Below are 21,812 nucleotides of genomic sequence, written 5' to 3'. Positions count from 1 at the left end.
GTCAGCCGGTCGGCGTGGCGCCCCGACGCCCGCGTTCGCGCAGGGCGTCCTCGTAGAACAGTTTCGTGTGGTGCATGCGGATCAGCCCGGCGCCGTACAGCGCGTCGAACTCGGCCTTCGGGACGAACCTCACCTCCAGCACCTCGTCGGGCACGGTGGGCGTGAAGGTCGAGCCGGGCCGCGCCTCGGCCAGCCACGCGTGCCGCAGCACCGGCTCGCCGTCCGGGAAGTGCCCCAGGTACGCCGCGAGGAACGTCAGCAGGCCCGCGCGGACACCCGCCTCCTCCCAGGCCTCGCGCACCGCCGTGTCCTGCGGGTTCTCGCCGGGTTCGACGGTGCCGCTGGGAATGTGCCACAGCCCGGCCTTCTGCGGCTGCCCCGGCACGCCCCCCTCCCGCACGAGCAGGATGTCACCCGCCTCGTTCAGGACGACCACACCCGCCGCGCGGTGCTCTACAGGGGTGTGCAGCTCAGGGCCGAACTGCATCAGCGTGCCCCGCGCACGCCTACCAGCCCATCCGCTCGCGCAGGGCCGTGATCTGCGCCACGTGATGCCGCCCGTGCCACGCGTACATGGCCAGCAGCGTATCCACGCTGTACGTGCGGCCCTGCGCCGGGTGAGTCCACGGGCGCGCCCAGTCGTCCCCCTGCGGGTCCAGGGACGCGAACAACATCCCCAGCCGCGAGTGCAGCGCATCGATGAGGTTCAGGCTCACCTCGGGCACCAGCTCGTGGTCGGACAGGGTCGCCCAGCGGTCCTCCTCGTACGGCTTGACCACCGGGTTGTCCTCGGTCAGCGCGAGCTTCAGGCGAATGAAGGCGTTCATGTGGCTCTCCGCGACGTGATGCACGACCTGCCGCACCGTCCAGCCCCCCTCGCGGTACGGGGTGACCAGTTGATCCTCCGAGAGGCCCTGCACCGCCTCGAACAGGTCCGCGGGCAGCGCGAACACCTGACCCAGCGCCTCGACCCGTTCAGTGGGGGTCAGGGTCAGGGGCGTGGGCATCGGCCCGATCGGGTAGCGCGGGTCGGCCGTCACAGCGCGCCCTCCTCGGCGGCGCGGTCCGCCGGGTCCTGCGGTTCGTCCTTCTTCGTCCAGCGGGTCGCGTCCCGCCCCTCGATCTTCGCCATCATCCGCTCGAAGCCGCGTTCCAGATCCAGCCCGCGCTCGTTCGCCATGCAGATCGTCACAAACAGCAGGTCCGCGAGTTCCATCTCCAGATCCCCGGCGTCCTCGCCCGCCTTGGGCGTCTTGCCGTTCTGATGCGCGATGACACGGGCGATCTCGCCGGTCTCCTCGGTCAGGCGGGCCAGCATCAGCAGCGGCGGGAAGTACCCCTCCTTGAACTGGGAGATGAAAGCGTCCACGCGCGCGCTCGCGTCCTGAAAGGTGAGGCTCATGCGGGCAGGATAACCGGCCTAGTCCCGGGTGCGCCGGGTGGCGGATGCGACCCGCCCCCGGCGCGGCGCAACATGGCGGCATGTCGAGTCCAGCCTCCCTCTACCGGTCGAGCGGGCCCCAGGTGTGGGACGTGACCCGCCCGGACGGGCTGGGTGTAACCCCCGACCTGGGCGAGGCAGGCGCGTACCTGCCGACGCTGCGGGCCGCGCTGGCCGGCGTGCTGGTGGCCGCCGCCGGGCGGGATCTGGTGTTCGTGGGCCGCTCTCCCGACCCGCTACGCGCGTACCTGAGTGGCCTGCTGGGCGGCGTGGCCGTGACGTGGCGAGTCTCGGCCCTGAACGTGTCGCTGCTGAACGCGACACTGACCCCGGCGCAGGCGACCACCCTACGGCCCCTGCTGGCCGGGGTGGGCCTGAGCCCCGGTGATCTGGTCCGTGAGGACCGCTGCGCCTCGCTGGTGGACGTGGTTGCGTCCGGCGGCACCTTCGCGCAGTTGCACCGCGTCCTGCGCGACTGGGCGGCCGAGGATGGCCTGGGCACGACCTGTGTGGCCCGCCGGGTCAGCGCCGTGGGGCTGCTGCGCGCCGGGTATGCCCGTCCCGGCGCGTGGCGCTGGTCGGCACAGCCGGAATTGCGGCGCGTGCAGACGAGCAGCGTCCTGACCGACCCGGCCCTGTGGAGCTGGCTGGTCGAGGATAGCCCGAAACTGGCGCCACGCTTCCCGGTGCCCGCATGGCCCAGCCCACCGCTGACCCTGCCCGGTCGGTCGGACGAGACCCTGGGCGCCCTGGCGCAGGCCCGCGCCCTCGTGCTGGTGGGCCAGGACCGCGCCGAGCGGCAACGCATGGCGGCCGCCCTGATCTGCGCCGGCGGGCTGGCGGACGCCGGACTGCGCCCCCTGATCCGGGTATGGAAAGGAAAGCAGGACCAACACCCCACGCGCACGCCACGCCGCACGCGGTTGCCACGGCCCCGCTGACCCAGACCGCGCATGCCGGAGGCCCCCTGCGATTCAGGCAGCCTCCGGCATGTGGGCGCGGCTCAGCGGATGTACAGGTAGGTCTCCTGCACGTCGCGGTCCTCCACAGCGTACGGCTGGAGGTACGCGCTGCTCGTGGCGTTCCAGCGGCCCTCGTCGTACGTGCCGCGCAGCACCAGATCACTGGTGGGCCGCACGCGGGTGAAGATCGCGCGGACGCGCTGCAGGCCGCGCGGCGTGGAGACGTTGTACGTCACGCCGTCCTGCGCGCGGGGGAACACGGTCGTCCCGGCGGGCACGTATACGTTGCGCACGATGGTGCTGGCCTCGCTGCCCTGCAGGGCGATCAGGGTGACGTACCCGGCCGTGCGGGTGTTCACCACGAACCGCACCGACTCGCCTACGGCGTAGGTGCTGCCCTCCCCACGGTCCGGCCGGAACGAGGTGATGAGGTTGCTGCCGGACCCCTGGAGCCCCAGGTTGGGACGGATAGTGACGGAGCAGGCGCTGAGGCCCAGGGCCAGGGTGCCGAGCAGAAGTGCAGTGCGCATGTGATCACCCTATGACGCGAAACTGACCGGAAGCTGAGTGCCGCTTTCACGAAGTGGCGCCCCCCGCCGGGCGTAGGATGGAGCATGCGTCCCACACGCCCGCTGCCGCTGCTCCTGCTGGCCCTGCTCGGCGTTTCGGCCGCGCTGCCTGCCCGCCCCGCCCAGGACGGACCGTACACCACCAACCGCTTCTTCGCGGACCTGAGCGGCGGTCAGGTGACGCGCGTCACGCTGAACAGCGCCGGACTGGCCAACGTCACCCTGAACGACGCGGGCGGCCTGCGGGTCCGCTCGCTGGTCGTCCCGCCGGACGGCGCGACCCTGAAACGCATCCGCGCCGCCGACGTGCCCCTGAACGTCACGGGCGGCGGCAGCACCCTAGGCTGGCTGGGGCAACTGCTGCCCCTGGTCCTGACCGGGCTGATCCTCGTGGTGCTGTGGCGTTCCATGCGCGGCGCGCAGGGCGGCGCGAACCCCACGAACTTCGGGCGGTCACGGGCGGCGGTGATCAGCGAGGGTCAGATCAAACTCACCTTCGGCGACGTCGCCGGCTGCGACGAGGCCAAAGCCGACCTCCAGGAAGTCGTCGATTTCCTCCGCCACCCCGACCGCTACCACCAGCTCGGCGCCCGCATCCCCCACGGCGTCCTCCTCGTCGGCCCCCCCGGTTCCGGCAAGACGTTGCTGGCCAAAGCAGTCGCGGGCGAGGCGCGCGTCCCCTACTTCAGCATCTCCGGCAGCGACTTCGTCGAGATGTTCGTCGGTGTCGGCGCCGCCCGCGTCCGTGACCTCTTCGAGCAGGCCCGCAAGAACGCCCCCTGCATCGTCTTCATCGACGAGATCGACGCCGTCGGCCGCAAACGCGGCATGAACATGCAGGGCGGCAACGACGAACGCGAACAGACTTTAAATCAGCTTCTGGTGGAGATGGACGGCTTCGGCAGTGGGCAGGAGGTCATCATCCTGGCCGCCACCAACCGCCCCGACGTGCTCGACGCGGCGCTGCTGCGACCGGGCCGCTTCGACCGGCAGGTCGTGGTGGACGCCCCGGACGTGCGGGGCCGCGAGATGATCCTGCGCATTCACGCGCGCAAGAAACCCCTGGACCCCAGCGTGGACCTGGGGGTGATCGCGCGGCGCACGGCCGGGATGGTGGGGGCGGACCTGGAGAACCTGCTGAACGAGGCGGCGCTGCTGGCGGCGCGGTCGGGGCGGACCCGGATCACGGGGCGGGACGTGGACGAGGCGCGTGACCGGGTGCTGATGGGCCCGGAACGGCGCAGCATGGTCGTGCGCGAGGCCGACCGCAAGGTCACCGCCTACCACGAGGTCGGTCACGCCCTCGCCGCCCAGCTCCTGCCGCACGCCAACCGCGTCGCCAAACTTACCGTCGTCCCCCGCGGCCGCGCCGCCGGGTACATGATGCCCGACGCCGACGACCGCCTCCACGTCACCCGCCCCGCCCTCGAAGACATGATCGCCGTCGCCCTCGCCGGCCGCGCCGCCGAAGACATCATCTTCGGCGAAATCACCACCGGCGCCCAGAACGACTTCCAGCAGGCCACCAGCATCGCCCGCCGCATGGTCACCGAATGGGGCATGAGCCCCACCATCGGCAAAGTCGCCCACGCCACCGACCAGGGCACCTACCTCGGCAGCGGCCCCCAGATGCTCCCCATGAGCGAACACACCGCCGCGCAGATCGACACCGAAATCAAAACCCTCATCGACGCCGCCTACACCCGCGCCACCGACCTCATCGGCGAACACCTCACCCGCGTCCACGAGATCGTCACCGTCCTCCTCACCCGCGAAACCCTCACCGGAGAGGAATTCGCCGCGCTCCTCAACGGCGAAACACTCGAACCACTACCACCCGCAGCGCCCAGCACGCCGCCCAGCCTCGCGGGGTGAGCCGTTCGGCAGTGACGTCGTGGGGCTGCGCGTGGGGCGGACTGCCGTGTCTACCGGAATTGAGTTGGAATGGGTGCGCCTCGCGGCGGGCTGCCCCACCCCCCAGCCCCCTCCCCCAGAGGGGCAGGGGGAGCGGTCGCTGCGCTCGGCAGGTATTTCTCTGGCTTTCTAGGTAGGTCACGGGCGGGGACGGCCACTGATGTGTCTGCAAACCTCCGGGTTCGCTGCGGGCGCCCCGCGCGCTGCGCGCACGACGGGCTCGGCTGCCGCGACGGTTGTGGGGCCAGTCAACGTGGTGCGTGCCGGAAAGTTCTACTTTTTCTCGCTTGGGCAAAAGCGTGGTTTTGAAAGTCGATCAGCGGCGCGAAGCGTCCCACCGATCACCTGACCGCAGACCCCCACCGGCCGTCGTGCGCGCAGCGCGCGGGCCTTGCGGGGGGCGGAGGATAGCGTCGAAGCCGGACCCGTCACCGCCCACCACAATCACGCCGCCCGAGTCAAAACTCTTGCCCAGTGCAACGTAAGCCCCCCTGCCCCTCTGGGGGAGGGGGTTGGGGGGTGGGGCAGCCCGCCGCAGGCGCAACCATTCCAACAGGGCGACCTACCGCCAGGCGCAGACCTTCCACCGTCGGATTCAGGCGCGGCTCCGCCTCTCCCCGAAAGCCCGGCGTGTTTACCCGAAATACCCGAGCAGGTCGATCAGCGTGCGCGCGTAGTCGTTGGGTTTCAGCCCGCGTTTGTCGAGTTTGACGCTGGGTGGGAACGTGACGACTTCGGTCTTGTAGGGGAAGGCGCGCAGGCCGGGGGCGTCGTAGTCGAGGGTTTTGTAGGCGAAGGTGATCTGGATCTGGGTCATGGTTTCGCCGATGCTGAGGACGCGGCGGGCGGCGGCGGTGAGGCGGAGTTTGGCGAGGTCGATGAAGTTCTGCACTTCGGGGGTGGGGGGGCCGTATTTTTTGCGGAGGTCGCGTTCGACGCGGCTGATGGCCTGGAGGGTGCGGCTGTCGGAGAGGCGGCCGTAGGTGGCGATGCGGGCTTCTTCGTCCCCCTGTCCATCGGCACTGGCGAAGTATTCGGGGCTGAGGCGGGCGTCGATGGGGAGGTCGATGCTGATGGTGGCGGGGGCTTCGATCTTCTCGCCTTTGAGTTTGGCGACGGCTTCGGCGAGGAGTTCGGTGTACACGTCGATGCTGACGGCCTGGACGTGGCCGTGTTGTTCTTCGCCGAGGATGTTGCCCACGCCGCGGATTTCCATGTCTTTCTCGGCGAGCAGGTGCCCTGAGCCGAGGTCCTGGAGGTCGGCGATGGCCCAGAGGCGGCGCTGGGCGTTCTCGGTCATGCGGGGGGGGTAGAACAGGTAGGCGTAGGCGGTCTGGGCGCGGCGGCCGACGCGGCCTCGGAGCTGGTAGAGCTGGGCGAGGCCGAGGCGGTCGCTGCGTTCGATGAGGATGGTGTTCGCCTCGGGGATGTCGAGGCCGGTTTCGACGATGGTGGTGGCGAGGAGGACGTCGAAGGCGCCCTGTTCGAAGCCGAGCATGATTTCTTCGAGTTCTTCTTCGTTCATGCGGCCGTGGGCGACGCCGATGCGGGCTTCGGGGACGAGATTGCGCAGGTAGAGGCTGCGGGCGCCGATGCTGGCGATGCGGTCGTGGATGTAGAAGACCTTGCCGCCGCGTTCGATCTCGCTGAGGATGGCGTCGCGGACCGTGATGGGGTCGAAGGGGGCGAGGACGGTCTGGATGGGTTTGCGGCCCTTGGGGGGCGTCTGGATGCTGCTCATGTCGCGCAGGCCGACCATGCTCATGTAGAGGGTGCGGGGGATGGGCGTGGCGGACAGGGCGAGGGTGTCGACGGCGCGGGCGTCCTCGGGGATGTCGAGCTTGCCGTCCTTGGGGACGTCGGGCAGGCCGCGCAGGGCGCGGAGTTTTTCTTTCTGGCCGACGCCGAAGCGGTGTTCCTCGTCGACGATGATCAGGCCCAGGTCGCGGAACTGCACGTCGCCGCTGAGGAGGCGGTGCGTGCCGATGAGGATGTCGACCTTGCCTTTGGCGGTGTCGGCCAGGATGGCTTTGGCCTGCTGGGGGGTGGTGAAGCGGGAGAGGCCCTCGACGCGCACGGGGAGGCCCTTGAAGCGTTCGACGAAGGTGCTGGTGTGCTGTTCTGCGAGCAGGGTGGTGGGGACGAGCACGGCGACCTGTTTGCCGTGCCCGACGACGCGGTGCGCGGCGCGCAGGGCCACCTCGGTCTTCCCGAAGCCCACGTCGCCGGAGATGAGGCGGTCGGCGGGGTTGGCCTTCTCCAGGTCGCGCATGGTTTCTTTCAGCGCGGTCTTCTGGTCGGCGGTGAGTTCGAACTTGAAATTCGCCTCGACCTGACTGTCCCATTCGGGTTGCGCGGGGAAGGCGTTGCCGGGCGTGACCTGCCGCGCGGCGTACTGCACGAGCAGCTTTGCGGCGACGGCCTCAGCGTTCTTGCGGGCCTTCTCCTTGGCTTTCGCCCAGTCCTTCTTGTCGAAGGAACTTAAGCTGGGCGGGTCGTCGGTGGTGCCGGGGTGGCGGCGCAGGACGGGCAACTGCTCGATGGGGACACTCAGGCGCGCGCCGCCCCGGTACGTGAGGTTCAGGTAATCGCGGGTGACGCCCAGCACCTTGCGGGTTTCCAGGCCCTCGAACTGCCCGATGCCGTGCTCGGGGTGAATCAGGTAATCACCGACATGCAGGCCCAGCGCGTCCGTGACGGGCTTGCCGCTGAGGCGCTTGCCGCGCAGGGCGCTGCCGCCCTGGAAGCCGTAGATCAGGTCCTCGGTCAGGACGACGGTCTTGTGCTCGGGGATGACGAAGCCGCCCTCCCCTGCCGCACGCAGGAAACCCAGGCCTCCTTGCGGGACGCGGGGAAGCTTCAGCCAGGGGATCTCATGGGTGTTCAGCAGCTTGTCGGCGAGGTACGCGGCGGTGCGGTCGTGCCTGACGAGGATCATCACGCGGTAGTCCGCGTCGCGCCACTCGCTGACGTCGCGTTCCAGGTCGCTCAGGCGCGCGCGGTAGAACGGCAGAGTGGTCAGGCCGGTGTCCAGGTCCGGCAGGTCCAGCGGTGAGCGCCCGAAGCTCGTCACCTCGCGCCCGGCCAGTTTCGGCCAGAAGGTGTCGATCAGGACGCCCAGCGCGGACGCGTAGAACTCCGGCGAATCCAGGAACACCCGCCCGGGCAGCAGGTCCAGTCGCGTGGCGTCCCACTTCACCTCCGTCAGGTAGTCGGCGGTGGGTTCCAGCGTGAAGCTCTGCGCCTTCTCGCCCGTCAGCGCGCCGGGCTTCAGGAAACGCAGGGTGTCCAGCTCATCCCCGAAGAACTCGGCGCGGACCCACAGGCCCTCCTCCGCTTCCGCGGGTAGGCCCGACCCGGCCGACAGGCGCAGTTCCAGCGTGTCGCCCTGAATCTCGAAGCCCGGCTCCTCGCCGCGCTCGTAGCCCAGGCGTTCCAGGCGTTCCAGCAGGACCTCACGCGGGTAGCTGGCCCCCACCTTCAGGGTCAGCGCGTGGTCCTCCGGGCGGGACGGGAACAGGTCCAGCGCGGTGTTCACGTCCAGCACCACGTGCTCGTGCCGGGCGTCCCAGTCGCGCAGGCCCGGGTTCACGCTGACCGGCGCGCCCAGCACCCCGGCCGTGGCGTAACTGCCCAGGCGGTCGGGGGTGGTCAGCAGTACGGCCGGGCCCGGGAACGCCGCGAACAGCGCCGCGCGCGCCACCTGCGGCAGCAGCAGCAGATTTCCGGGCGGGGCGGCGGGCAGCAGTTTCGACAGGTTCGGCGCAGCAACAGTCACCGGAAGAGTGTACGCGCACCTACGAGAAAACACCGAGAGCGAAAAGACTTAAAGAAGGCGTTAGAGCGGCCCGCTGTGTGGGCCTGGGCCGTGTCTGCATGCCGGGCCGCATTGTTGGAAAGGGGTGAAGGATGGCGTCAGGGACGCTTCAATGGGGCTGAAGGCAGTCCCGCGCCGCACCCTTCAGACTGCTTGACATGAAACGGATTGTCCTGGTTTCCCTGCTGCTCGCCCCGGCCCTGGGGGCCTGCATGTCCGAGGCGCAGACCGCGCGGCCCGCCAGCCTCACCCTGAGCGGCGTGGGGCACGACAATCAGGCGCTGAACAACTGCGGTCCGGTCACGGCGTCCGTGGTGCTGGGTTACCACGGGAAGAAGGTCACGCAGGCGCAGGCGGCCGCCGCGCTGAAGGACGGCCCGAACGACGTGGAGGTCAGCACTCAGGAGGTCGCCGCGTACCTCGAGCGGCAGGGGCTGCGCACCGTCATCCGGTACGGGGGCACGCCGGAGCTGCTGCGCGCCCTGATCGCCGCAAAACTGCCCGTTGTGGTGCAGCAGCGCCTGAAGGACGGGGACAACACCGCCCACTTCCGCACGGTGTACGGGTACGGCGCGCAGGGCCTGACGAGCAGCGACTCGCTGCTGGGCGCGAAACTCACCCACAGCGAGGCGCAGTTCGAGCGGCTCTGGAACTACTACAACGGCGAGTACCTGCTCGCGTACCCCGCCAACCGTGAGGCCGACGTCAAGCGCCTGCTGGGCAGGGACTGGGACGAGGCCGCCAACTGGACGCGCCTGCGTGACGAGATGCAGGCCCGCACCCAGAAGGGCGGCGCGACCGCGTTCGACTGGTGGGGCCTGGGGCAGGCGCGCCTGTCGCTGGGGCAGGCGCCGGAGGCCGCTCAGGCCTTCGACCGGGCCGTGCAGATCGGCGTGCCCCTCCAGTACCACTGGTACCGTCAGGGGGCCCTGCTCGCCTGGAACCGCACTGGGCAGGCCGAGCGCACCCGCGAGATCGCGCAGCGCATCCTCGCGCAGCAGCCCGGCATCAAGGAGATCGAGGCGCTGCTCGCCCAGGCAACCGCGGACTGACAGCGGTTTCCAGTTCCACCATGGGGCCAACACCACGCCCTTCAATTCCACTTCCAACCGCTGGTGTTGTCAGGTGCTCGCTCTGCTCGTTCAGGAGGATTGAAGGTACCTTCAATCCTCCTGAATTCTGCTGTGAGAATCGTCTTCAGGGAGGTGGATGGGCGCGTCGCTGTTCCTGCGCCTCCCTCTCATTCACTTGCCGGAGGGGTGCCGTTCAGCGGCCCGAGGTCTTGCACCCGGTCAGGAGGGTCTTTGTGGTGGTCGTGCTGTTCCCGACAAAGGTACTGAGTTCTGCCGTGCCCTGGTGTTCCCACCATTGCAGGCCGCCGCGCGCTCCGGCGGGGCCGCTGAGGCTGGCGTAGCGGGCGCCGCTGGCGCTGATGGCCTGCGCCAGTCCGTGTCGCTGGCCCTTCCAGTCGAGCATGGCGAACATGGGCTGGTCGCCGAACTGCACGTAGTAAACCTTGAGGTTCTGCCCGCCCGCGCAGGCGTACTGGTACACGCGGTAATTCACCTGCACGGGCGGCGTCGCGGCGCTCGCCACGCCCAGCATCAGTCCAGCGGCGGCCAAGATCACTCGTTTCATCCTTCCCACGGTAGCCAGCGCCCATGAACGCTTCACGAGCGCCGGATGACAACCTCCCGGTGTAGGCTCCGCGCATGACCCTGAACGCCCGGCAGCCTCATCACGCGGCCCGCCGCCTGCTGATCGGGCTCGTGGTGGGCCTGCTGGTGGGCCTCGCCACGCCCCACGTCTGGCCGCCGGAGGCGCGGATCCTGCTGGGCTGGGTGGCGTTCACGCTGACCGTGATGGCGCAGCTGTGGCCTCTCATGATGCGCGCGGGGCCCGCCCGGACGCGGGAACTCGCCACGCGCGAGGATGACAGCCGGGCGCTGGCCGGGACGATCACCATGACGGCCGCCCTGGTGAGCCTGATCGGCGTGGTGTTCCTGCTGTCCGACGCGCACGACGCCAGGGGCACCCGGGAGCTGCTGCTCACGGCCCTGGCGGTGGGGACGGTCGCCACGAGCTGGCTGCTCGTGCAGACCGAGTACACCCTGCACTACGCGCGCCGCTACTACCGGGACGGACGCGGCGTGCTGTTCCCGCACGGGGAGGGCAACCTGGAGGAGCCCACGTACTGGGATTTCGCGTACCTGAGCGTCACGATCGGCATGACGTATCAGGTGAGCGACACGAACCTGAACACCCGCGCCATGCGCCGCCTGCTGCTGGGGCACGCGCTGCTGTCGTTCGTGTTCGGCACGGTGATCATCGCGGTGACGATCAACGGCGTGGCGGGCCTGATCCAGTAGCTGGACCGGCGGGCGCCCACTCCTGCACGTGGAGTGGGCGCCATTATGAAAGTCAGCCGAGGCGCCCCACGGCGCGGGCCGCGAGGACGTCCACGAGGTGCGCGCGGTACTCGGCGCTGGCAAAGCGGTCCCCGAGCAGGTCGCCCGCGTCCACGAGGCCAGTGGGCACGCTCTGGGAGGCGTTCACGGCGTCCTCCAGTTTCGTCAGGCGGTGCGCCTTCTCGGCGGCGCCGGTGTACGCGGCGCGCACGCTGCCGTCCGCGTGCCGCACCACGGCCACACCCACGACGGCGTAGTGGCTGGCGGGGTGACGGAACTTCTCGTACGCGCTCGCCTGGGTGGTGGCGGGGATGCGGATGTGGGTCAGGAGTTCGCCGGGCTGCACCGCACTCTCGAACATGCCCTGGAACATGTCGTCGGCGTGCAGGGTGCGCTCCCCGCCGGGGCCGCGGATGACGAATTCCACGCCCAGCGCCAGGGCGGCGGCGGGGTAGTCGGCGCTGGGGTCGGCGTGCGCCAGTGAGCCGCCGATGGTGCCGCGGTTGCGGACCATGGGGTCGCCGACCCAGCCCGCCACTTCCGGGAACAGGGGCAGGTCGCTGCGCAGCACGTCCGCATGCGTGGTCATCGCGCCGACCACCCAGTGGTCTCCGTCGCGGGTGATGCCCTTCATTTCCTGGATCCCCCAGATGTCCAGCAGCGCGGGCGGTTGCGCCAGTCGGAGTTTCATGGCGGGCAGCAGGCTGTGCCCCCCCGCGATGACCTTCAGGTCAGGATTCTCGGCAAGCGCGGCGAGGGCCTGATCGACACTCTCGGCCTTGTGGTACTCGAAACTGGCTGGATACATGAATCCCTCCGGGATGGGGTGATGGTTGAAAGGTAATGGTCGATGGAGAAGGGATGGTCTATCAACCATCAACCTTCACCCATCGACGCTTCAGTCGTCGGCGGCCTGCGGCTGGCTGGCCCGCGCGTCTTTCAGGGCGCGCCAGACCTTCTCGGCGGTGTAGGGCATATCGAGGTGCGCGATGCCCGCCTCGTGCCACAGGGCGTCCATGACGGCGTTGGCGACGGCGGCGGTGCTGGCGATCGTGCCGGCCTCGCCGATGCCCTTGACGCCCAGAGGGTTGTGGGGGCTGGGGGTGACGGTGTGGCCGTGCTGGATGAACGGCACGTCGTCCGCGCGGGGCATGGCGTACTCCATGTACGTCCCGGCCAGCAGGTTGCCGTCCTCGTCGTACGCGGCCTCTTCCAGCAGCGCCTGGCCCATGCCCTGGGCGACGCCGCCGTGCACCTGTCCCTCGGCGATCAGGGGGTTGATGAGGGGCCCGCAGTCGTCCACGCTGCCGTAGCCGCGCAGTTTCACGTGGCCGGTGTCGGTGTCGATCTCCACGACGGCGATGTGCGTCCCGAAGGGGTACACGAAGTTCTTCGGGTCGTAGAACGCGGTGGCTTCCAGGCCGGGTTCCAGGTCGGCGGGGTAGTTGTGCGCGAGGTGGGCCATCAGGGCGATGTCGAAGAAGGTCTTGCTCTTGTCCGGCGCGCCCTTGATGCGGAACACGCCTCCCTCGTGCTCGATGTCGTCCTCGCTGGCTTCCAGCAGGTGCGCGGCGATCTTCTTCATCTTCGCGGTGATCTTCTGCAGCGCGAGTTTCAGGGCGCTGCCGCCCACCGCCGCCGAGCGGCTGCCGTAGGTGCCCCAGCCGTAGGGCATGCGGCCGGTGTCCCCGTGGATGAGTTCGATGTCCTCGATGGGAATCTGGAGTTCGTCGGCGGCGATCTGCGGGAAGGCCGTCTCGTGGCCCTGCCCGTGGCTGTGGCTGCCGGTGTACAGTTCGACCTTCCCGGTGGGGTGCACGCGCACGAGGCTCGATTCCCACTGTCCGGCCTGCGCGCCGAGCTGCCCGACCAGGGCGCTGGGGGCCAGTCCGCAGGCTTCCAGGAAGGAGATCAGGCCCACGCCGAGGATCTTCTTCCCGCCTTTCATGCGGGCCTGTTCGTCGCGCAGGGCCGTGTAGTTCATCAACTGCATGGCCTGATCCAGCGCGGGTTCGTAGTCGCCGCTGTCGTACACGAGCGCCACGGGCGTCTGGTAGGGGAACTCGTCGGGCTGGATGAAGTTCTGGCGGCGCAGTTCGGCCGGGTCCATGTTCAGTTCGTGCGCGGCCATGTCCACGATCCGCTCGATGAGGTACGTCGCCTCGGGGCGGCCCGCGCCGCGGTAGGCGTCCACGGGCACGGTGTTCGTCATGACGCCCGTGACCTTGGCGTGAATGGCGGGCATCTTGTACACGCCGTTCAGCAGCGTGCCGTACAGGTACGTGGGGACGGCGGGAGCGAACAGCGTCTGGTACGCGCCGAGGTTCGCGTGGGTGTTCACGCGGAAGCCCAGGATCTTGCCGTCCTCACTGACGGCCAGTTCGGCCTCGGTGTCGTGGTCGCGGCCCTGCGCGTCGCTGACGAAGGCCTCGCTGCGCCGCGCGGTCCACTTCACGGGGCGGCCGATCAGGCGCGAGGCGAGCAGCACGATGACCTCTTCCTGGTACTGGAAGATCTTCGTGCCGAAGCCGCCGCCCACGTCGGGGCTGATCACGCGCAGCTTGTGTTCGGGGATGCTCATCACGAACGCCGCGATGATCAGGCGGTGAATGTGGGGGTTCTGGCTGGTGGTGTACAGCAGGTAGTCGCCGCCCGCCGGGGTGAACTGCGCGAGGCTGCTGCGCGGCTCGATGGGGTTGGCGACCAGCCGGTGGTTGCGCAGTTTCACGCGGACGGTGCGGGCCGCGCCCCTGAAGGCCTCGGTGGTGGCGGCCTCGTCCCCGATCTCCCAGTGGAAGGCGACGTTGCCGGGCACGTCGTCGTGCACCAGGGGCGCGCCGTCGGCCAGCGCCGCGTGGGTGGTCGCCACGGCAGGCAGCGCCTCGTAGTCGACTTCCAGCGCGGCGGCGGCGTCCTCGGCCTGCGCGCGCGTCTCGGCGATCACGACCGCCACGATGTCCCCGACGTGGTTCGCTTCCGTCAGGGCGATGGCGGGGTGCGCGGGCGTCTTCAGGTCCGGGAGCAGCCAGCCGACCGGGATGCTGCCCAGCCCGGCGTCCTGCACGTCCTGCCCGGTCAGCACGCGGATCACACCCGGCATGTCCTTCACGGAGTCCGTGTTGATGCCCGTGATCTTCGCGTGCGCGTAGGGGCTGCGCACCATCGCGGCGTGCACCATGCCGTGCAGCACCATGTCGTCGGTGTAGTTGCCGGTGCCTGTGATAAAGCGCGGGTCCTCCTTGCGCTTGAGGGCCTGACCGAAATACTTGTCCGTCCGGGTCTCGCTCATGGGGTGATGCCTCCCTGGGAGTGGGCTGTGGTCTGGTCGGAAGTGGCGCGCGAGCTCAGGGCAGAGCCCCGGCCTCAGTCGTCGGCGGCCTGGGAGGCGCCCTGCATGGCACCGGCGGCGTGCTGCACGGCCTTGATGATGTTGTGGTACCCGGTGCAGCGGCAGTAGTTGCCTTCAAGGTGGTGGCGAATCTGGTCCTCGCTGGGGTTGGGATTGTGCTTGAGGAGTTCGGCGGAGGCCATGATCATGCCGGGCGTGCAGAACCCGCACTGGAGGCCGTGTTCCTCCCAGAAGCCGGTCTGGAGGGGGTGCAGGTCGCCGGGCGTGCCGAGGCCCTCGATGGTGGTGACGTCGGCGCCCTGCGCCTGCACGGCCAGGAGCGTGCAGCTTTTCACGGCGTCGCCGTTCACGTGCACGGTGCACGCGCCGCACTGGCTGGTGTCGCAGCCGACGTGCGTGCCGGTCAGGCCGAGGTCCTCGCGGATGAAGTGGACGAGGAGCGTCCTGGGCTCCACGTCACGGGTGTAGGTCTTGCCGTTCACTGTCAGGGTGACGTTCATGCGGGCCTCCCACGGGCGGGGTGGAATGAAGGGATTCCAGAGGGGTGGAAGCTGAGTTGTCTGACCGTCCCCATCTAAACACACCAAGGTTGGAAAAGGGTGCGCGGGCGGGCACAGTTGCCCCTGCCCCCATGCGCCTGGGCGCCTGCCCTCCCCCACCAGGGTGTACAGACGCGCCCCGGGCCGCGTGTCCTCCCGGGGCGGCGGGAGTGCTAGCGTGGGGGCATCACCCGCTGTTCGCCGCTCCACCGCGCCTCACGGTGGGCCGCCCTGATTCCGCGCGGCGCTGGCCGCCTCACGAGGTCGCGCCATGAACGACAGATTGACGCTGGAACGGCAGCACCTGATCCGCGCCTGGCACCGCTTCGTGTCCCGGCAGCCCACGCCTGCTCCCGCCGACCCGCAGGTGCCCGCCGACACGCCCGTCACGCAGGAGGTCGCGGCGTCCTGGGCGCGCTCGTCGCTGACCGTGCCGCCCGAGCGGGTCAGTGCGCCCGTGAAGGCCGAGGCGGACGTGCAGCACGCGTGGCAGGAGAGCCCGCTGGAGTACGGCGTGCGCGGCCTGATCCCGGAGCTGCGCCGCCTGGCCGAGGAGGCCGACCTGATCGTGGCGGTGGGGGACGTGGACGGCACGCTGCTGTGGACGCAGGGCAGCGCGCGCATGACCGGGCTGGCCCGCAGCGTGAATTTCGTGCCGGGCGGGCAGTGGGGCGAGGGCAGCGTGGGCACGAACGCCCTGGCGCTGTCGCTGCGCACGCGCCAGCCGGTGCGGGTGTTCAGCGCCGAGCATTACGTGCAGACCGTGCACGACTGGGTGTGTTACTCCAGCCCGATCCGCGACACCGGTACGGGCGCGCTGCTGGGCGTGCTGGACATCAGCAGCACCTGGGAGCACAGCACGCCGCTGGGACTGGCGAGCGCCCGGCACTACGCCGCGCAGATCGAGCAGGCCATCGGGGGGCGGCCGCGCAGCCCGGCGGCGGCGCTGAACCTCGCGTTCTGCGGGCCGGCGCGCGTGACGTTCGGCGGGCAGCACCTGCACCTCACGCCCCGGCAGCATGAACTGCTGTGCGTGCTGGCCCTGAACCCGGGCGGCCTGAGCCTGGACGCGCTGCACGCGCATGTGTACGGGGATCAGCCGATCAGCCTGAGCACCCTGAAGTCAGAGGTGAGCACGCTGCGCGCGCTGCTGGGCGGGCAGATCGCGTCGCGGCCGTACCGCCTGAGCGTGCCGCTGACGCTGGACGTGCAGCGCGTCGAGGAGCTGTTGCTGGCCGGGCGGGTGGGCGAGGCCGCCGACCTGTACGACGGGCCGCTGCTGCCGCACTCGGCGTCGCCGCTGCTGACGTACTGGCGCGAGTACCTGGACGCGGCGCTGCGGGGGGCGGTATGCCGGTCGGGGGACCCGGACCTGCTGTGGCGGTACGCGTCGCGCTTCGACGACCCGGAGTGCCTGGACACCCTGGAGACCCTGCTGCCGGAGGGTGATCACCGCCGCCCGATCGTGCGGGCGCGGCGCGCGGCGCTGGACGCGGCCCCCTGACCGCCGAGACCCCGGCCGTCGGCGTCCGGGTCGCGTAGGGTGGGGGGCGCCCGATGACCCCACCTGTTCCTGCCGCCCGCCTGTCCCCGACCGCCGCGCTGATCCTGCTGGCCCTGAGCGTGGTGCTCGGCATGAGCCCGTGGTTCAGCGCGGCCGCCGCGCTGCCGCAGCTGCGTGAGGGCTGGGGCCTGAACGCCGTTCAGGGGTCGTGGCTGACGCTGGCGGTGCAGCTGGGCTTCGTGCTGGGCGCGGTGCTGAGTGCCGCGCTGAACCTCGCCGACCGGGCGCAGCCGCGCGTGCTGATCGCGGTGGGGGCGCTGCTGGCGGCGGGCGCGAACGCGGCCCTGCTGCTGCACCCTGGCCTGTGGGGGGCGCTGCTGGCCCGCGCGGGCGTGGGGGCGGCGCTGGCGCTCGTGTACCCCCCGGCGCTGCGGGCCATGAGCACCTACTTCTCGCGGGGGCGGGGGCTGGCGCTGGGGGTCATGGTGGGGGCGCTGACACTGGGGTCGGCTAGCCCGCATCTCGTGAACGGTCTGGGCGGCGCGGACTGGCGGGTGGTCGTGGGCGTGACGAGTGCGCTGGCAGCGCTGGGCGGGCTGCTGGCACTGCCGGTGCCGCCGGGCCCGCTGGCGACGAAGGCCCCGCCGTTCCGTCCGGCGCAGGCGTGGCGGGTCCTGACGGCTCGTGGCCCGGCCCTGGCGACCCTGGGGTACCTGGGGCACATGTGGGAGCTGTACGCCATGTGGACGTGGTTCGCGCTGTTCTTCGGCGGGGTGCTGAGCGGGGCGGGTCAGCCGGACGCGCTGAGGGGCGCGGCGCTGGCGACCTTCGGCGTGGTGGGGGTGGGCGCGCTGGGCTGCGTGGTGGGGGGCGTGCTGGGGGACCGCTGGGGCCGCACGCGCCTGACGGAGCTGTCCATGTGGCTGTCGGGCGGCGCGGCGCTGCTTCTGGCCGGGCTGCTGCTGTGGGGCGACCCGCCCCCGGGGGTGGTGCTGGCGCTGAGTCTGTTCTGGGGGTTCTGGATCGTTGCGGACAGCGCGCAGTTCAGCACGGTCATCAGTGAGATCGCGCCGGGGCCGTACGTGGGGACGGCGATGACGGCGCAGCTGGCCCTGGGGTTCACGCTGACGGCCGTGACGATCGCGCTGGTACCGCTGCTGCTGCCCCGGCTGGGCTGGGCTGGGTTGTTTGCGCTGTGGTCTCTGGGGCCGCTGCTGGGCGCGCTGGCGATGCGGGCGCTGCGGGGCACGCCGGACGCCGCGCGGATCGCGGGGGGACGGGGGTAGCGGGGCGGGAGAAGGCTGGACATGAACGGTCTCGCTAGACGAGACGACACTGTGTGGGCGCCTTCAGGTGTATTTGGTGTAAGATGTACACTGTTGCCGTGTGGAGGCCGGAGGCTTCCAGCGGTGTTTATGAGCCGGTGGGAGCACTCCCACTCGACTCGTGAATTCGTTCACAGGAGAAAGAGACATGAAGACCCTCATCCTCGGTGCTGGTTACTCCGGCCTTGCCGTCGCCACCAAAATGAAACCCGCCCCCGGCCTCGAAGCCCTGATGGTGGAGCAGAACGCCTACCACACCTTCGAAACCCGCCTGCACGAAGCGGCCGCCCACAACACCCCCGTCACGCTGCCGCTGGCGCCCCTGCTGCGCGGCACCGGCGTAAACCTCGAAAAGGCACAGGTCGAAGCCGTCAACCTTGACGAGAAGGAAGTCAAACTCAAGGACGGCCGCGTCCTCACCTACGACACCCTCGTCGTGGGCCTGGGCAGCGTCACGAACTTCTACCGCATCCCCGGCCTGGCCGAGAACGCCTCCGAACTCAAGCAGCTCAGCGACGCCGACGAGATCTTCAACTTCGTCAACCGCGCCTACACCACCGAGTACCAGGGCAACCGCGACATCGTCGTGGGCGGCGCTGGCCTCACCGGCGTGGAACTCGTCACCGAACTCGCCCAGCGCGCCCAGCTCCTGACCAAGGAACGCGGCCTGCCCCCCTTCAACATCTACCTCGTGGAAGCCGGCCCCAAGATCCTCCCGATCCTGGACGACGCCCTGCGCGCCAAGGCCCAGAAGACCCTCGAGGACTACGGCATTCACATCCTCGTCGGGCACCGCATCACGCAGGCCACCGCCGACACCGTCACCGTGCAGACCGCCAGCGGCGAGCAGAAGACCATCAGCGCCGGGAAGATCATCTGGACCGGCGGCATCCAGGCCCGCGACATCGTCAGCGGCAGCAAGCTGGAAAAAGGCCCCGGCGGCCGCATCGCCGTGGACGACAAACTGCGCGCCAAGGGCTACCCCGAAGTGTTCGTGATCGGCGACATGGGCCTCGCGCTGAACCAGGAAGGCAAGCCCGTCCCCACCACCGCGCAGCACGCCGGGCAGCAGGGCCGCCTGACCGGGAAGAACATCATGCGCCTCGTACGCGGCGAGGAACCCGAGTCCTACGAGCCCACCACCCTGGGCGAGTTCGTCAGCCTGGGCGGTCTGATGGCCGTCGGCTGGATGAAACTCCCCTGGAACCAGAAGCTCGCCATCACCGGCGGCATCGCGCACGTCATGAAACGCGCGAGCGAATGGCGCTGGCGCATCAGCATCGACTGAAGCCAGTTCATGCCCCAGGACCCCCGAGCCCCGCGTGGCACCGGGGGTCTTTTGCGCTGTAGGCCCTCTGGCCTACCGTCCACACCTGCGGTCTCCGGCTGTTCCCCTGGCCTCTACACTCGGGTCATGCGCCTTCCCCTCCTGCTGATCCTGGCTCTGCCCGCCGCGCTGACCTCCTGCAGCGGCATGTTCGAGAAACACAACGCCGACCGCGCCGAGCAGCTGAAGATCGACAACGCCCTGTACTTCCGCACGCAGTGCATCCAGGCGCTCGAACGCGCCCGCGCCACCGCCACGCCCCAGCAGCTCCCGGCCGGGCTGAACGGCCAGCCCTGCACCTCCGCCCTGCTGGGCGACTACGCGATCAGCCAGGACATGGGCGACACGATCAAGAGCAGCGTCATCACCCTGGACCCGAACCGCCTGAGCGACTACACCCTCACTGTCACCAGCCTGAACGGCAAGACCTTCAGCTACGTGGACCGTGGCGACGCCGAAGCGGCCGCTGAACAGGAAGGCACCTACACGGAGACGGCTCCTGACGTCGTCAGTGAGGACACCGACAGCAGCACCGTCAACGTCGAGCAACAGACCCCCTGAAGACCGCTGTCACCACGAGGCCCCAGCCTGCCGACTCCGGCGCTGGGGCTTTCCTGTAACCGGATTACATAGACAGACTGGGCTTGACAGAATCCCAACCAAGACAGACTATGTAGATAGACATAGCTATGCAGGGGCGGCAACCACGCGGGACGCCACGCGGCCAAAGCCCCACCCGGAGCACCCATGAACCCAGACCTGCTGCGCGGCAACCTCGACCTGATCCTTCTGACCCTCCTCGAACAGCAACCCCTGTACGGCTTCGCGATCATCCAGGCCGCCCGCGACCGCACCGGCGGGTACTTCGACTTCAAGGAAGGCAGCCTCTACCCCGCCCTGCACCGCCTGGAAGCCGAAGGCCTCCTCGCCGCGCAGCACGGCGAAACCGGCCGCAACGGCAAACCCCGCAAGTACTACGCCCTCACCGACCGGGGCCGCGACACCCTGAACGCCAAACGCCAGGAATTCGCCGCCTTCACCGGCGCCGTCCAGAGCCTCGGCGGGACCGGCACGTGACCACCGCCGCCCACACCACCCCCCACGCGCTGACCGCGTACCTGACCCGCGCCACCTGGGGCCTCCCCGAAGCGCGCCGCCAGGAACTCTGGGACGAACTCGAAGAGCACATTCTGACGCGCGCCGACCACCTGACCCTGACCGGCCTCACCCCCACTCAGGCCACCGCCCAGGCGATCCACGAACTCGGTCCACCCGCCCACGTGACCCTGGGCATGGCACAGGTGTACACCATGCCGAAACTCATCCTGACCGCCGCAACCCTCGCCCTCGGCATCAGCGCCGGACTCTACGCCCTTGCGGGCAGCGGCGCCACCAGTACGACCCTCACCGTTATCCGAGCCGCACCTGTCAAGCCGAGCTGCGTGCGCGGTACGAAACCCTCTGGAAACGACATCACTATCGTGAGCGAGAAGGGCGGCATCACCTGCTACACGTTCAATGACGCCAAGATGTATCAGGGCGTCTTCCTGAAAGGCACCGACGTCACCCGAGCCCTGGATGCCCAGGGGGTCACGCTCAGCCGGGACGGCCGGTCGCTGGCCCTGGCGGGCCATTCAGTCAACGCGCGATTTACCCGTGACGGCGCGACATTCTTCGACGCCAGCAGTGTCGTCGACCTTCTGACTCAGGCCCGTTCCGTTCGGTTCAGCGGGTACACCTCTCCCCACGTGCAGGTGGGCGACGCCACTCTCCTGCTGAACGCGGGCACGGAGGACATCGGCGCGGCGTTCTACAACTCCAGCAACAGCGTGTTCCTGTCGGCGCTGGTCGGCCAGCCCGTCCGGGGAAGCTACTTTGTCGGGACAAAGACCAGCCCCGAGCACCTGATCTCGACGGGACTCAAGACGGGCGAGGCCGTCATGCTCGTCACCAGTCGCGGCGGTACGAGCTTCATGGTGGACACGGGCAAGGTAGACGCCCGCGGTCAACTGATCGTCCACAGTCGGGACCGGCAGCTCCAGTTCGTCTCCAGCCTCGATCAGCTCGGGCCGTACCTGTCCGGGGGCCGCCGCAACGCCCTGCTCGTGCGGATCACGAACCTGCCTCTGAACGACCTGAAGTCCGGCATCTTCGTGCCCGATCAGGCGACGTCCGACGCCCGTTAAGCCCGATCCTCTGCGCCGCGCCCGGTCCATTCTTCCAGGAGGTACTGGAGTCTGGTCTGGGCATTCTCCTGGCTGCCGTACACGCTGCGGATGAGGTCACCGCCGGGCGCGAAGGCCAGCCAGTGGGGGGTGCCTTCGGTGTGCCAGTGTCGGGCGAGGGTGCCGCTGAGGTCGAGGGCGACGGGGAACGGGAGTTTCGCGTAGGTCTGCGCGAATTTCTTCAGGGTGGGTTCGACGTCCTCTCTGGGGAGTTTTCGGTGGCCGTGGCTGGTGTGTACGGCGAGGAGGTGGACGGCGTCGCCGAACTCGGCGTGGAGGCGTTTGAGGAACGGGATGCCGCGGGAGACGCAGCCGGGGCATTCGAGGTTGAAGGTCATGACGAGGCCGGGCCGCGTCCAGTCCTGTGGTGGGGGGAGGGGGTCGCCGTGGACGAAGTCGGTGGGGGCGGGCCAATCCATGCAGGCAGCGTAC

At 69.5% G+C, this 21,812-nt stretch carries 20 protein-coding genes; 10 read left to right on the top strand and 10 right to left on the bottom strand.

Annotation, left to right across the window (positions count from 1 at the left end; genetic code table 11):
• Position 1: 1 nt before the first annotated feature.
• Genes SY84_RS14715 through SY84_RS14705 form a run of 3 tightly spaced genes read right to left on the bottom strand, consistent with a single transcriptional unit; the run spans position 2 to position 1,402 of the window.
• Positions 2-487 carry a Nudix hydrolase gene (locus tag SY84_RS14715; protein ID WP_046844628.1) on the bottom strand — a complete coding sequence of 162 codons (486 nt, stop codon included), beginning with the start codon at positions 485-487 and terminating at the stop codon, positions 2-4.
• A gap of 19 nt (positions 488-506) precedes the next feature.
• On the bottom strand, positions 507-1,040 hold the full coding sequence (locus tag SY84_RS14710; protein WP_157883012.1) for a YfiT family bacillithiol transferase: 534 nt from the start codon (positions 1,038-1,040) through the stop codon (positions 507-509).
• On the bottom strand, positions 1,037-1,402 hold the full coding sequence (locus tag SY84_RS14705; RefSeq protein WP_046844626.1) for a nucleotide pyrophosphohydrolase: 366 nt from the start codon (positions 1,400-1,402) through the stop codon (positions 1,037-1,039). The genes SY84_RS14710 and SY84_RS14705 overlap by 4 nt, the downstream gene beginning before the upstream one ends.
• A gap of 80 nt (positions 1,403-1,482) precedes the next feature.
• On the opposite strand from SY84_RS14705, the gene SY84_RS14700 reads away from it, so the two are divergent.
• Positions 1,483-2,382: a hypothetical protein gene (locus SY84_RS14700; RefSeq protein ID WP_157883011.1), complete on the top strand. Its 900-nt coding sequence runs from the start codon at positions 1,483-1,485 to the stop codon at positions 2,380-2,382.
• 62 nt (positions 2,383-2,444) lie between these two features.
• On the opposite strand, the gene SY84_RS14695 is transcribed toward SY84_RS14700, so the two are convergent.
• The gene (locus SY84_RS14695; RefSeq protein WP_046844624.1) at positions 2,445-2,933 is read right to left on the bottom strand and encodes a DUF4384 domain-containing protein; all 489 of its coding nucleotides are present in this window, start codon (positions 2,931-2,933) and stop codon (positions 2,445-2,447) included.
• A gap of 84 nt (positions 2,934-3,017) precedes the next feature.
• Between SY84_RS14695 and ftsH the strand changes: the two genes are divergently transcribed.
• Positions 3,018-4,847: an ATP-dependent zinc metalloprotease FtsH gene (gene ftsH, locus SY84_RS14690; protein WP_046844623.1), complete on the top strand. Its 1,830-nt coding sequence runs from the start codon at positions 3,018-3,020 to the stop codon at positions 4,845-4,847.
• A 673-nt stretch (positions 4,848-5,520) separates the two neighbouring features.
• Here ftsH and SY84_RS14685 read toward each other — a convergent pair.
• Positions 5,521-8,664, bottom strand: a complete 3,144-nt coding sequence (locus SY84_RS14685; RefSeq protein ID WP_046844622.1) for a DEAD/DEAH box helicase — start codon at positions 8,662-8,664, stop codon at positions 5,521-5,523.
• 197 nt (positions 8,665-8,861) lie between these two features.
• On the opposite strand from SY84_RS14685, the gene SY84_RS14680 reads away from it, so the two are divergent.
• Entirely contained in the window at positions 8,862-9,755 is an 894-nt protein-coding gene (locus tag SY84_RS14680) for a C39 family peptidase (protein WP_081424620.1), read from the top strand.
• A 214-nt stretch (positions 9,756-9,969) separates the two neighbouring features.
• Here the strand turns inward: SY84_RS14680 and SY84_RS14675 are convergent, their stop codons facing one another.
• Positions 9,970-10,341 carry an MliC family protein gene (locus SY84_RS14675; RefSeq protein WP_052751197.1) on the bottom strand — a complete coding sequence of 124 codons (372 nt, stop codon included), beginning with the start codon at positions 10,339-10,341 and terminating at the stop codon, positions 9,970-9,972.
• A gap of 74 nt (positions 10,342-10,415) precedes the next feature.
• Between SY84_RS14675 and SY84_RS14670 the strand changes: the two genes are divergently transcribed.
• A complete protein-coding gene (locus SY84_RS14670) occupies positions 10,416-11,072 on the top strand; it encodes a DUF1345 domain-containing protein (RefSeq protein WP_046844621.1) in 657 nt (218 codons plus the stop codon).
• Between the two features lie 52 nt (positions 11,073-11,124).
• On the opposite strand, the gene SY84_RS14665 is transcribed toward SY84_RS14670, so the two are convergent.
• The 3 genes from SY84_RS14665 to SY84_RS14655 all read right to left on the bottom strand — a co-directional run bounded on the left by SY84_RS14665 (position 11,125) and on the right by SY84_RS14655 (position 14,960).
• Positions 11,125-11,919, bottom strand: a complete 795-nt coding sequence (locus SY84_RS14665; RefSeq protein WP_046844620.1) for an FAD binding domain-containing protein — start codon at positions 11,917-11,919, stop codon at positions 11,125-11,127.
• 90 nt (positions 11,920-12,009) lie between these two features.
• The gene (locus SY84_RS14660; RefSeq protein ID WP_046844619.1) at positions 12,010-14,400 is read right to left on the bottom strand and encodes a xanthine dehydrogenase family protein molybdopterin-binding subunit; all 2,391 of its coding nucleotides are present in this window, start codon (positions 14,398-14,400) and stop codon (positions 12,010-12,012) included.
• 74 nt (positions 14,401-14,474) lie between these two features.
• Complete coding sequence (locus SY84_RS14655; RefSeq protein WP_046844618.1) at positions 14,475-14,960, bottom strand: (2Fe-2S)-binding protein; 486 nt, start codon at positions 14,958-14,960, stop codon at positions 14,475-14,477.
• 310 nt (positions 14,961-15,270) lie between these two features.
• On the opposite strand from SY84_RS14655, the gene SY84_RS14650 reads away from it, so the two are divergent.
• The 6 genes from SY84_RS14650 to SY84_RS14625 all read left to right on the top strand — a co-directional run bounded on the left by SY84_RS14650 (position 15,271) and on the right by SY84_RS14625 (position 21,341).
• Complete coding sequence (locus tag SY84_RS14650; protein ID WP_157883010.1) at positions 15,271-16,503, top strand: GAF domain-containing protein; 1,233 nt, start codon at positions 15,271-15,273, stop codon at positions 16,501-16,503.
• 53 nt (positions 16,504-16,556) lie between these two features.
• The gene (locus SY84_RS14645) at positions 16,557-17,789 is read left to right on the top strand and encodes an MFS transporter (RefSeq protein WP_046844617.1); all 1,233 of its coding nucleotides are present in this window, start codon (positions 16,557-16,559) and stop codon (positions 17,787-17,789) included.
• Positions 17,790-17,976: 187 nt separating this feature from the next.
• A complete protein-coding gene (locus tag SY84_RS14640) occupies positions 17,977-19,116 on the top strand; it encodes an NAD(P)/FAD-dependent oxidoreductase (protein ID WP_046844616.1) in 1,140 nt (379 codons plus the stop codon).
• A gap of 126 nt (positions 19,117-19,242) precedes the next feature.
• A complete protein-coding gene (locus SY84_RS14635) occupies positions 19,243-19,716 on the top strand; it encodes a hypothetical protein (protein ID WP_046844615.1) in 474 nt (157 codons plus the stop codon).
• A gap of 186 nt (positions 19,717-19,902) precedes the next feature.
• On the top strand, positions 19,903-20,232 hold the full coding sequence (locus tag SY84_RS14630; RefSeq protein ID WP_046844614.1) for a PadR family transcriptional regulator: 330 nt from the start codon (positions 19,903-19,905) through the stop codon (positions 20,230-20,232).
• Positions 20,229-21,341: a permease prefix domain 1-containing protein gene (locus SY84_RS14625; RefSeq protein WP_046844613.1), complete on the top strand. Its 1,113-nt coding sequence runs from the start codon at positions 20,229-20,231 to the stop codon at positions 21,339-21,341. Before SY84_RS14630 ends, SY84_RS14625 begins: the two co-directional genes overlap by 4 nt.
• On the opposite strand, the gene SY84_RS14620 is transcribed toward SY84_RS14625, so the two are convergent.
• Complete coding sequence (locus tag SY84_RS14620; RefSeq protein ID WP_046844612.1) at positions 21,338-21,799, bottom strand: TlpA family protein disulfide reductase; 462 nt, start codon at positions 21,797-21,799, stop codon at positions 21,338-21,340. The two genes, SY84_RS14625 and SY84_RS14620, sit on opposite strands and share 4 nt — an antisense overlap.
• Positions 21,800-21,812 lie beyond the last annotated feature (13 nt).

The organism is Deinococcus soli (ex Cha et al. 2016) (genome assembly GCF_001007995.1).
GTDB classification, from domain to species: domain Bacteria; phylum Deinococcota; class Deinococci; order Deinococcales; family Deinococcaceae; genus Deinococcus; species Deinococcus soli.
This window is presented reverse-complemented; position numbering and strand designations above follow the sequence as displayed.

Excerpts from the sequence above, each read along its gene's own strand:
- SY84_RS14675 (WP_052751197.1), bottom strand. The coding sequence starts at position 10,341 with ATGAAACGAGTGATCTTGGCCGCCGCTGGACTGATGCTGGGCGTGGCG.
- SY84_RS14645 (WP_046844617.1), top strand. The coding sequence starts at position 16,557 with ATGACCCCACCTGTTCCTGCCGCCCGCCTGTCCCCGACCGCCGCGCTG.
- SY84_RS14640 (WP_046844616.1), top strand. The coding sequence starts at position 17,977 with ATGAAGACCCTCATCCTCGGTGCTGGTTACTCCGGCCTTGCCGTCGCC.
- SY84_RS14660 (WP_046844619.1), bottom strand. The coding sequence starts at position 14,400 with ATGAGCGAGACCCGGACGGACAAGTATTTCGGTCAGGCCCTCAAGCGC.
- SY84_RS14695 (WP_046844624.1), bottom strand. The coding sequence starts at position 2,933 with ATGCGCACTGCACTTCTGCTCGGCACCCTGGCCCTGGGCCTCAGCGCC.
- SY84_RS14680 (WP_081424620.1), top strand. The coding sequence starts at position 8,862 with ATGAAACGGATTGTCCTGGTTTCCCTGCTGCTCGCCCCGGCCCTGGGG.
- SY84_RS14635 (WP_046844615.1), top strand. The coding sequence starts at position 19,243 with ATGCGCCTTCCCCTCCTGCTGATCCTGGCTCTGCCCGCCGCGCTGACC.
- SY84_RS14620 (WP_046844612.1), bottom strand. The coding sequence starts at position 21,799 with ATGGATTGGCCCGCCCCCACCGACTTCGTCCACGGCGACCCCCTCCCC.
- SY84_RS14715 (WP_046844628.1), bottom strand. The coding sequence starts at position 487 with ATGCAGTTCGGCCCTGAGCTGCACACCCCTGTAGAGCACCGCGCGGCG.
- ftsH (WP_046844623.1), top strand. The coding sequence starts at position 3,018 with ATGCGTCCCACACGCCCGCTGCCGCTGCTCCTGCTGGCCCTGCTCGGC.
- SY84_RS14700 (WP_157883011.1), top strand. The coding sequence starts at position 1,483 with ATGTCGAGTCCAGCCTCCCTCTACCGGTCGAGCGGGCCCCAGGTGTGG.
- SY84_RS14655 (WP_046844618.1), bottom strand. The coding sequence starts at position 14,960 with ATGAACGTCACCCTGACAGTGAACGGCAAGACCTACACCCGTGACGTG.
- SY84_RS14670 (WP_046844621.1), top strand. The coding sequence starts at position 10,416 with ATGACCCTGAACGCCCGGCAGCCTCATCACGCGGCCCGCCGCCTGCTG.
- SY84_RS14705 (WP_046844626.1), bottom strand. The coding sequence starts at position 1,402 with ATGAGCCTCACCTTTCAGGACGCGAGCGCGCGCGTGGACGCTTTCATC.
- SY84_RS14665 (WP_046844620.1), bottom strand. The coding sequence starts at position 11,919 with ATGTATCCAGCCAGTTTCGAGTACCACAAGGCCGAGAGTGTCGATCAG.
- SY84_RS14650 (WP_157883010.1), top strand. The coding sequence starts at position 15,271 with ATGAACGACAGATTGACGCTGGAACGGCAGCACCTGATCCGCGCCTGG.
- SY84_RS14630 (WP_046844614.1), top strand. The coding sequence starts at position 19,903 with ATGAACCCAGACCTGCTGCGCGGCAACCTCGACCTGATCCTTCTGACC.